This is a genomic window from Vibrio sp. 10N.222.52.B7, assembly GCF_041474275.1.
Lineage (GTDB): Bacteria > Pseudomonadota > Gammaproteobacteria > Enterobacterales > Vibrionaceae > Vibrio > Vibrio crassostreae_C.
In genome coordinates, this window is the sequence record NZ_JBFRTU010000036.1 from 1 (window position 1) to 9,637 (window position 9,637).

At 45.4% G+C, this 9,637-nt stretch carries 12 protein-coding genes; 11 read left to right on the forward strand and 1 reads right to left on the reverse strand.

Features of this window, described 5'->3' with window-relative positions; all coding sequences use genetic code 11:
• Positions 1-187: 187 nt before the first annotated feature.
• The 9 genes from AB4512_RS11480 (at position 188) to AB4512_RS11520 (ending at position 7,432) form a co-directional block, all read left to right on the forward strand.
• Positions 188-775 (forward strand): DedA family protein, encoded by a 588-nt coding sequence (locus AB4512_RS11480; RefSeq protein WP_371706368.1) that lies wholly within the window; start codon positions 188-190, stop codon positions 773-775.
• The gene (locus AB4512_RS11485) at positions 772-1,905 is read left to right on the forward strand and encodes a D-alanine--D-alanine ligase (protein ID WP_372174934.1); all 1,134 of its coding nucleotides are present in this window, start codon (positions 772-774) and stop codon (positions 1,903-1,905) included. The genes AB4512_RS11480 and AB4512_RS11485 overlap by 4 nt, the downstream gene beginning before the upstream one ends.
• Before the next feature lie 19 nt (positions 1,906-1,924).
• A complete protein-coding gene (locus tag AB4512_RS11490) occupies positions 1,925-2,467 on the forward strand; it encodes a hypothetical protein (protein WP_372174935.1) in 543 nt (180 codons plus the stop codon).
• Between the two features lie 2 nt (positions 2,468-2,469).
• Complete coding sequence (locus tag AB4512_RS11495; protein ID WP_017068026.1) at positions 2,470-3,219, forward strand: NRDE family protein; 750 nt, start codon at positions 2,470-2,472, stop codon at positions 3,217-3,219.
• A gap of 12 nt (positions 3,220-3,231) precedes the next feature.
• A complete protein-coding gene (locus AB4512_RS11500; RefSeq protein WP_017068025.1) occupies positions 3,232-3,669 on the forward strand; it encodes a YHS domain-containing (seleno)protein in 438 nt (145 codons plus the stop codon).
• Positions 3,670-3,681: 12 nt separating this feature from the next.
• On the forward strand, positions 3,682-5,436 hold the full coding sequence (locus AB4512_RS11505) for a lysophospholipid acyltransferase family protein (protein ID WP_372174936.1): 1,755 nt from the start codon (positions 3,682-3,684) through the stop codon (positions 5,434-5,436).
• Positions 5,437-5,507: 71 nt separating this feature from the next.
• Positions 5,508-6,074, forward strand: a complete 567-nt coding sequence (locus tag AB4512_RS11510) for a Crp/Fnr family transcriptional regulator (RefSeq protein WP_017067547.1) — start codon at positions 5,508-5,510, stop codon at positions 6,072-6,074.
• Positions 6,075-6,131: 57 nt separating this feature from the next.
• Entirely contained in the window at positions 6,132-6,584 is a 453-nt protein-coding gene (locus AB4512_RS11515; protein ID WP_017068023.1) for a GNAT family N-acetyltransferase, read from the forward strand.
• Complete coding sequence (locus tag AB4512_RS11520; protein WP_372174937.1) at positions 6,584-7,432, forward strand: DMT family transporter; 849 nt, start codon at positions 6,584-6,586, stop codon at positions 7,430-7,432. The genes AB4512_RS11515 and AB4512_RS11520 overlap by 1 nt, the downstream gene beginning before the upstream one ends.
• 59 nt (positions 7,433-7,491) lie before the next feature.
• On the opposite strand, the gene AB4512_RS11525 is transcribed toward AB4512_RS11520, so the two are convergent.
• Positions 7,492-8,076 carry a LysM-like peptidoglycan-binding domain-containing protein gene (locus tag AB4512_RS11525; RefSeq protein ID WP_017058876.1) on the reverse strand — a complete coding sequence of 195 codons (585 nt, stop codon included), beginning with the start codon at positions 8,074-8,076 and terminating at the stop codon, positions 7,492-7,494.
• Between the two features lie 213 nt (positions 8,077-8,289).
• Here AB4512_RS11525 and AB4512_RS11530 point away from each other — a divergent pair, with 213 nt between their 5' ends.
• The gene (locus AB4512_RS11530; RefSeq protein WP_008220519.1) at positions 8,290-8,910 is read left to right on the forward strand and encodes an FKBP-type peptidyl-prolyl cis-trans isomerase; all 621 of its coding nucleotides are present in this window, start codon (positions 8,290-8,292) and stop codon (positions 8,908-8,910) included.
• A gap of 134 nt (positions 8,911-9,044) precedes the next feature.
• Positions 9,045-9,539, forward strand: coding sequence for a DUF2780 domain-containing protein (locus AB4512_RS11535; protein ID WP_017058875.1), 495 nt, complete (start codon positions 9,045-9,047; stop codon positions 9,537-9,539).
• Positions 9,540-9,637: the final 98 nt, after the last annotated feature.

The window sequence follows — 9,637 nt, forward strand, 5'->3', positions numbered from 1 at the left end:
CTTTAGCTTCAAAACAGCAGTCAAACAGCAGTCAAACAGCACGACTCAAACCACCAATTGAATGAATCCAACACAAAAAAACACTAATCAGCTGTAAGTTTTTATCTGCTCCTCCTGTCTATTTAATTTACTACACTCAATGAATGGTGGTTAAGCCATTCATCTATAGGATAGATAAGGACATTTGATGAGCACCGTCGAGAGCATTCAAGCATGGTTACATTCAGGAGAGGAGTCGCTGCTATGGCTGATGCTTGGCATCATCGCGCTTTCTTACCTGCTTGAAGATCTTGCGATTGTTACGGCGGCAGGTATCGCGACTCAAGGTCTAATACTTCCTCAATATGCGCTGCTTGCTATTTTCATCGGTATTGCCACGGGTGATCTCGGTCTTTATTACTTAGGGAAGTCAGGACGTTATTTCCGAGGTGTTCGATATAAAGCCCTCACGAATAAGTACTTTCGTTCGCTTCGTACCAAATTACGTCAGAACGCATTCAGCAGCCTTTTTGTTATCCGCTTTATTCCAGGGCTTCGCACCGTCGGGTTTACCTTAAGTGGCTTTTTCGCCATCCCACTGCCTACTTTCTTGTTTGCCGTGATTAGTGCCACTGCGCTCTGGACTAGCATTGTCTTCTCTGCCATCTACTATTTAGGGACATCAGCCTGGCTGCAAGCCTCTGAATATCAATGGATCATCATCCCGTGTGCCATCGTTTTGCTGTTTATCGGCAATCGATTAATGAATAAAACCTACTCTAGAGGGCTATCATGAGTTCACCGCAAGATATTCGCATCATTCCCGCACATCAAATTAATGCAGGTATGCCTCTGCTTGAAAAAGATACCGTGCGAAGTGTCTCTCCTTATGAGTTTCTTCCGACTTGGTTCTTCTACACGCCAGTGGTCATTCAAAGCCTGATGCAAGGGTTACGGCACTTTGACTGGGCGCTGCCGCTCATCGCCAATCCAAGCATTAAGTTAAGCGGCATGGTAGGCGAATCAAAACATGAGATATTGAGCCTTGCCGGATCTTCAAGTCAGCGTTGGATCTCACCGTTTATAACCCTAACCAAAACGGATCTCGGCAGTAAAAAACAAGCCGAAGACGCACGCAGCGCACTCATACAAACGGATCTTGATTTCCCTATCGTGGCAAAGCCGGATCTTGGCTGTCGAGGTGTTGGCGTTAAGCTGATCAACAACCAAGTTCAACTTGAGCAATATGTCGAATCTTTCCCAAATAATGCTCGCTTTCTATTGCAGAAAAAGGCGCCTTATCAAGCCGAAGCGGGTGTTTTCTACGTTCGTTACCCAAATAAAAAGCAAGGTGAGATCATCTCGATCACACTCAAATATGCGCCAATGGTGATGGGTGATGGCAAGTCGACACTCAAGCAGTTAATTGAAAACAGCCCGCGCGCTGGGCAACTCAGCCACCTGTATCTACCAAGGCATGAAGATAAATTGGATCAAGTGCTCGCAGAGGGTGAAGAGTTCCAACTCGCGTTTGCAGGCAGCCATAGCCGTGGCTGTATCTTCCGAGACGGTAATCAATACATCACTCAGGCTCTAACAGAACGCTTAGACGAGATATTCGACGACTTCGATGGCTTTCACTTTGGTCGACTCGACGTCAAATTCAAGGACATGCACAGCCTAATGAACGGCGAGGACTTCACTATCCTTGAGGTCAATGGCGCAAGCAGTGAGGCCGGGCACATCTGGGATCGCAACACTCCGCTGCGAGAGATATTTTCGACGCTACTCCTGCAATACCGCATTCTTTTTGATATTGGCGCTCAACAAAAACAAAGAGGCCACCAGCCTCCTTCTTTTAAGAGCTTATTTAACGCGTGGCAAGAAGAGCGACGTCTTGTTCAACAATATCCGACCACCGATTAACTTTGTACGAGGATCATGAATGAATCCCATAGCCCAACCGAGCTCCCTCACCTCTTTATCTCCTAGTATCAAGGGAGCGGTAGAAATATTGAATCAGGGTTTAGAGTTTTTGTTAGCGATATCTGACAGCGACTATCTGACACGAGCAAAGCCGCACGTCACAAGCTCTATTGGTGAGCATACTCGTCACACGCTCGATCTTTTTCACGCTCTGATTTTAAAAGAGAATGCGACCGTTGATTACAACACTCGTCGTCGTGGTCACCCCGTCGAATTCGACAGGTCGATTGCATTGAAAGAGATCCATTACGTGATCAACTGGCTTGAACGATTAGACCGCAGAGATCTCGAAGCGCCTATCATGATCCAAACCGAAGTTTCAATGGATACACAAGTATTCGCCAGCCTGCCTTCTACGTTAGAAAGAGAGGTCACCTTTGCTGCTCTGCATGCCAATCATCACTATGCGATGATCAAGGTGATCACGACCTTTCTTGATGTCGAAACATGCAATACCTTTGGTTATGCCCCAACCACCAGCAGCTATCTGAGGGAGCAATAATCATGTGTTCAGTATCTTGGCTGCTTGAAGAAAATGGTTATCAGGTCTTTTTTAACCGTGACGAACAAAAGACGCGAGCACTGGCAATGCCACCTAAACAATATCGAGTTAACGGCGTCGATATCATCATGCCACTCGACCCAACTGGCGGTGGTAGCTGGATCAGTATCAATGAGTTCGGGCTTTCGCTATGCCTACTCAATAACTATCAAGGCATAGTCCCTGTTGGACCTTTAGTCAGCCGTGGTTTGTTACTCAAGAATCTATCATCGAGTCGTAACATCAGTCAGCTCTCTGAAGCATTTCATAAGCTCGACCTGCACTCTTTTGCTCCATTTACCTTGTTGGCTTTCGCGCCGAATTTAACTCAGAACAATGGTTTGGTTATCGCCTACATGTGGGATGGTATTCAACAGCACATCGTCGACACTGATTCTCCACTCTTCTCATCCGGTGTTGATTTAGAGCGAGTACAAGCCTACCGACAAGCAAAATACGATCAGCTTATGACAACAGGTAAGAATCAGCAGAACTTACTTCAATTTCACTCTCACCATCATAGCGAACAGCCTCATTTAGCGACCTGTATGCATCGTGAAGACGCACATACGGTGAGCTTTACACACTTACGCAATCTACACGGCCAAGCCTCGATGTTTTATGCACCCGGCTCGCCTTGTGAACCCATTAAGCCATGCCAGATAAATCAACAGCGCTTTACCTTCGATTTATCACCCGTAATCAATCTATAGATGGAGTCCATCATGAGAAAACTATTAACCATGGTCATGCTACTTGTTAGCCCGTACGTATTTGCCGCCGATGAAATCTACACAGGATTCTTTAGCAGTAAGGCGCTCGATGGCTACGACACTGTGGCTTATTTCACTTCAGGCAAGCCCATCGAAGGCAGTAACAAATTCAGCACCGAGTACAAAGGCGCGGACTGGTATTTCTCTTCTGAAAAGAATCTGACTTTATTTGTTAATAATCCTGAAAAATATGCCCCTCAATATGGTGGCTATTGCGCTTGGGCAGTATCAGCGAAGAGCGACTTTGCACCGAGTGACCCACATCAATGGACGATTGTTGATAACAAGCTTTACCTCAACTACGACCAAGAGATTAAGCAGCGCTGGGAACAAGACCAAGCACAGCATATTCAACAAGCCGATAAAGTTTGGCCGCAACTGATTAAGTAAGGTAATTTCATTATGATTGATAGTCCTTTTCGTTTACCACGTTACACGCCTTTTGGTTTAGGTGAGTCTGTTGTCGAGTGGGCAACTGGGCTATCTAAGCTAGACCGACTCTACCAAGATCGTAAAAACGAGTTATCTAGCTTCGAATTCATGAGTTACACTCTGTCGGCGCTCAATATCGACTACTCGGTTGCATCGGGAAGCACGGAAAACATCCCGGAAGAAGGGCCTGTCGTGATTGTGGCGAACCACCCGCTTGGCGCCATCGAAGGCGTGATCCTTGCCGATCTCGTAGGATCAGTAAGAAAGGATGTGAAGGTGCTGGCCAATGAGTTACTTAAGCGCCTGCCTGAACTGGATGATCTTTTCATCGGTGTCGATGTCTTTAACAGTAAAGAATCGAAACGCACCAATGCCAAAGCGATTCGAGATGCCAATCGTCATTTGGCTGATGGTGGACTATTGATTGTATTCCCAGCAGGTGAAGTATCAAGCTACCGTAAAGGGGCAAAAACACTGACAGACATCGAGTGGAGCAAGTCGGTAGCGAAATTCGTCAAACGTCACCAAGCCACCACGGTACCTATCTTTATCAATGGCAAGAACAGTGAGCTTTTCTATCAAGCGGGTCGTGTTCATCCACTGTTGAGAACCGCTCTACTCGGGCGTGAACTTCTTAATAAACAAGCGACAACTATCTCTATCTCGATTGGCTCATCGATTCCGTATTCAGAGATAAAATCGTTTGAAAAAGAGATGGATATCGTCAACTACCTACGACTTAATACCTATCTAATGAGTCAACAAGACAGCCCGAGCACGCCAATCCACGCGCCCTCTTTCGATACCCAAGTGATAGCGCCTATTCCACCAGAAGTCTTATCAATAGAGATAGACTCACTCCCTGAAGAGATGAAACTGCTCGAGCAAGGGAACTTTGAGGTCTACTGCACACCAAGCCAATCCATTCCTAACTTAATGCGCGAGATTGGTCGAGTAAGAGAAGAAAGCTTTAGAGAAGTCGGAGAAGGCAGCGGGCTGGCCTGTGATTTAGATGAGTATGACCTTTACTACCATCAACTGTTTGTGTGGAATAAAACCAAGGCAGAACTGGTTGGCGCGTATCGACTCGGTATGGTCGACAAACTCATCGCTGAGCACGGGCTTGATCAGCTCTACTCTCGTAGCCTGTTTAACTACAACCAAGAATTCATTGATACTCTAGAAAACAGCATTGAGCTTGGGCGATCGGTAGTAAGTAAACCTTACCAAAAGAGCCTGAACTCACTGTTACTATTGTGGAAAGGCATTGCGACCTTTGTGTCTCGTCACCCTCAATATACCCATCTGTTCGGCCCAGTCAGTATCAGTAATGATTACAGCCACAATGCGCGTCTGTTGATCGCGACCACGTTATCAATCCACCATTATGATGAGGAAAAGGCGAATTTGGTTTCACCTTCGTCACCACTCAATACCAGCAGTCATGTGTTCTGGCAAAATCACCTGCTCTCTTCACTGGCGAGTGTGCCTCTGCTCTCTAAAGTGTTAGCACGCATGGAGCAAGGTAAAGGCCTGCCGGTACTGCTGCGCCAATATCTAGGGATGAACGGTAAACTGGTGTGTTTTAATGTCGACCCATCGTTTAATGATGCCTTGGATGGCTTGATTGTGGTGAACCTTAAGAAGGTTCCATTGAAGACCTTAGGTAAATACATGGGCAGAGAACTTGCTCAAGATTACCTAGAGCAACACGCACGCCTCTGATTTATCCTGCTCTGTACCTCTCTCCAAATAAGTGCGATGATTTCGGCACTTATTTGGGATAGGTTATTTTCATGCACACCTCTTTTATCGAACAACTGCAAAGCTTCGACTTCTCTGAAAGCCAGATTGAATCTCTACTCGCTGTCGCCAAGCCACTTGAGCTGCCAACCAGACACATCTTGATCAATCAAGGTGAGATGGCGAGTTCAATCTACTTTGTACTTGAAGGCTTGTGCCATGCCTGCTACCTCACTGATGATGGTAAGCAATACAGCAAAGAGTTCTATTGGGAACAAGATTGGATCATCGGCTTTGAGAGTCTGATAAAGAACCAAGCCTCTCCTTACCTATTAGAAACGCTGACACCCATCACCATGTTAGAGCTGCCAATGAATGCGGTTATCGAGTGGCGTGCATCAAATAATCCTTTGTATTTAAAGCTATTAGAAACACAACTGATGCATAAGGAAAACAAAGAACGCTTCATGCTGCTCTATACACCAGAGCAACGTTATCAGCTGTTCTGCGAGCACTATCCCGACCTTGAGCAGCGCTTAAATGACAATCAAATTGCCGCTTATCTAGGAATCACCGCAATCAGCCTGAGCAGAATTAAAGGTCGAATTAACAATAGTTAATGCCAACAATCATCACGCATAGTACATTCAGGGCATCGATAATCTCTGGATGTAAACATGATCACTTGGCACTCAATTCCTTTTTCTGAACTCTCAACACAACAGCTTTATCAACTACTTAAATTAAGAGTCGATGTATTTGTGGTTGAGCAAACTTGTCCTTATCCAGAGCTGGACGGTAAAGATACACTCGCAGGTGTTGAGCACCTGCTTGGTTATTCTGATGATGAGTTGGTTGCGTGTGCACGTTTATTACCACCAGGTACCTCTTACGACAACACCAGCATCGGCCGAGTCGCAACCAAGCAATCAGCAAGAGGTGATGGCTTGGGGCATCAATTAATAAAAGAAGCATTAACACGCTGCGAGGCTCTTTGGCCAAATACGGCCATTGATATTGGCGCGCAGCAACACCTAGAAAACTTCTATGCGAGCCACGGCTTCAACACCATCTCGGATATGTACCTCGAAGATGACATTCCTCATATAGACATGAGATTAGAAAAATAATGACGAATATCACTGCCGGTATTCTATTGTTGGTTGCAGGTAACTTGTTTGCCTCGCTTTCCGACGTAGCGGTAAAGCTGTTAAATGGCGAAGTACCGCCCTTACAGTATATTTTTTTCCGACAGTTGATATCTCTGCTCATCATCACCCCTTTGTGGCTACAGCAGAAAAAAGAACAACGGCGCTTACAGCAGGCTAAGGTAACCTTCATTCGAGGTCAGTTAATTCTGATCGGCAGTGGGTGCATGGTGGTCGCGATCACTCACTTGTCTTTGGCAACCGCCAACGCAGTATTTTATGTCGCGCCTTTACTGATGTTACCGCTCTCAATGTTGCTATTGAAAGAGCAACCGGCACTCGGCAAGGTTATCGGCACAACCATAGGTTTTATTGGTGCATTGATTGTCTTGAGGCCATCAGAATTTCATTGGGCGGCACTGTTTGCTTTGGGGACAGCACTCACCCTAGCACTATTTAATGTACTCGTAAGAAAGCTTCCTAGTGAGCAAACGGTGGTCACTACGCTGTGGTGGACAACCTTATTCTCTATTCCAGCCTCATTAGTACTGTGCTTCTTATACTGGCAGCCAGTGTCTGTGGAGCATTTGGGATACATAGCCCTGAGTGCGACGCTAATCTTAAGTTACAACGGCCTTGCGGTTGCTGCCTATCAAAAAGCACACTCTAGCCAAATTGCCTTGACTGAGTATTCAGGATTGGTGTTTGTCGCGCTAATAGGTGCAATATGGTTCGATGAGATTCCGGATACATTAACCTTTATCGGAATCATGCTTATCATCTTGCCACTCGCCCCTTTCAAGCGACCAAAAAAAAGAGCTAATGCTTAGCTCTTTTCTATCGTTTATCTGTGTCTAGCAAAGCGCTTTAACTCAGGCTTACTGTTCATCTACTTACTGCGACCAAAGCCACCATCGGATAAGCGGAAGAACATCACCGAAGTATCGCCTTTCTCTAGCTGAAGAATGTCCAACTGCCCAGTTTCAGCAAGTTTGAAACGAACCAGTTGGCCTTTACGAATCTGACTGAGTGGCTTATCTGCACCTTCAATACGCACTAACGCATTCAAGTCAGACAATGGCAAATCGTTGTTTCGAAAAACCTGCGCTAACGTATCCCCTTGCTTAACAAGGTACTCCTGCCAATTTTTGTTACTCGGTTCTAATGAGCCGTTCTTGGCATTTTGCTGTTCGCTTAAGCCGACGGTGTTTATTTCAAGCTCAACGCGCGATGTTGTTGGAGCTGTGTCTACTTTAGGTTCTGGTAGCGGCACAAAAAGTAATATCAGTACGATCGGAGAAATCACCATCAACAGTCTTTGGTGTAACTTCGGCAATGAACCCCAAGTTTGCGCTGTCGAGGTTTTCATTTTCTTCACATCGATCGAACTCAATTTCTCTTTGACCTGATTCAGTCGATCCTTGAATTCTGCTAAGTGGTCAACTTTCTGTTTTTTCTTTTGACGACGATTCATACCACTGCGTCCTATACATTGAATAACTACAGTATAAAAACCAAAGTACCAACAGTATAGATCTTTCCGTCACAACAAGGCCCAAAGCGAGAAAATTGACATGGCTGTGATTTGGGCACGGTAAAGCGCAAGTGATCAGGGACTAGCCGTTTCTTCACGCTGCTAATACTGGTATTCTTACCCTTTTCGTACTGACAAAAAGAGTGACTTTTCATGTCTGAAGTAAAATTTGAAACTGTAGAGCAAAAAGCTAGCTACGGTATCGGTCTACAAATGGGCCAACAACTTGCTGGTTCTGGTCTTGAAGGCCTAAACGTTGACGCAATCGCTGCTGGTATCGCAACAGCTCTAGTTGGCGACATGCCAGCTATCGAAGTTGACGAAATCAACAACGCACTACAAGAGCTACACACTCGCGGTGAAGCTGCACGTCAAGAACTAGCTAAAGCTGCTGCTGCTGACGGCGAAGCTTTCCTAGCTGACAACGCTCTTCGTTCAGAAGTAACGGTTCTTGAGTCTGGTCTTCAGTACGAAGTACTAACTGAAGGTACTGGCGAAATCCCAACTGCAGACAAGCAAGTACGTGTTCACTACCACGGCGAACTAACTGACGGTACTGTTTTCGACAGCTCTGTATCTCGCGGTCAACCTGCTGAATTCCCTGTAACTGGCGTAATTCAAGGTTGGGTACAAGCTCTACAAATGATGCCTGTTGGCTCTAAGTGGAAGCTATACATCCCTCAAGATCTAGCATACGGTGAGCGTGGCGCAGGTGCTGCAATCCCACCATTTGCTGCTCTAGTATTTGAAGTAGAACTTCTAGCTATTCTTTAATTTTTATAAAAACCTTTAGTAAAACAAAATACTATTGGCAAATAAAATTGAAATAATCCAACGGCGATGTGACTACATCGCCGTTTTTCGTTTATAGTGAAAGAGTAAATTACTTTATTACTTAAGGACGAATAATGAAGAAAGTACTCATCACAGTTTTAAGCAGCCTTGCTGTTGTCTCTTGCGCTAGCACTAGCGACTCTGAACAAACCAGTTCATCATCAGATACCAACTATTCCCAACTATCCCAAACTGCACTGATGGCTGCAGTAAATATGTGGTCTCAGCAGAACGAAACAACACCGCTTGTGGATACGGTAGCTGACCAAGCTTCTGTTACCAGTGACCAAGCAGTTGGCGGTATTGGTTCAATGTTAGCCCTTGCACAAAACTCTCTTGGCACAGCCGACAACAAAGAACTCGCGACACTTATTCCGGGTATGTCGAGCCTTGAGTCTACGGGGCTATCATCGCTACTAAGCTCACAAGGTGCCGTTGAAAGTGCGTTTTCTGGATTAGGTATGGATCCATCAATGGTTACAACATTTGCACCCATCATTCTTCAAGCACTGCAGTCACAAGGTGCAACGAGCGGCCTGATGGATTCACTTTCAGCTATATGGCAATAATCGTTAGTTATTAATAACTAGCTTAAAATCTAATAAGGGCACTTCGGTGCTCTTTTTTGTGCGTGGAAGAAAAGATATTTGAGATACGAGATACGAGA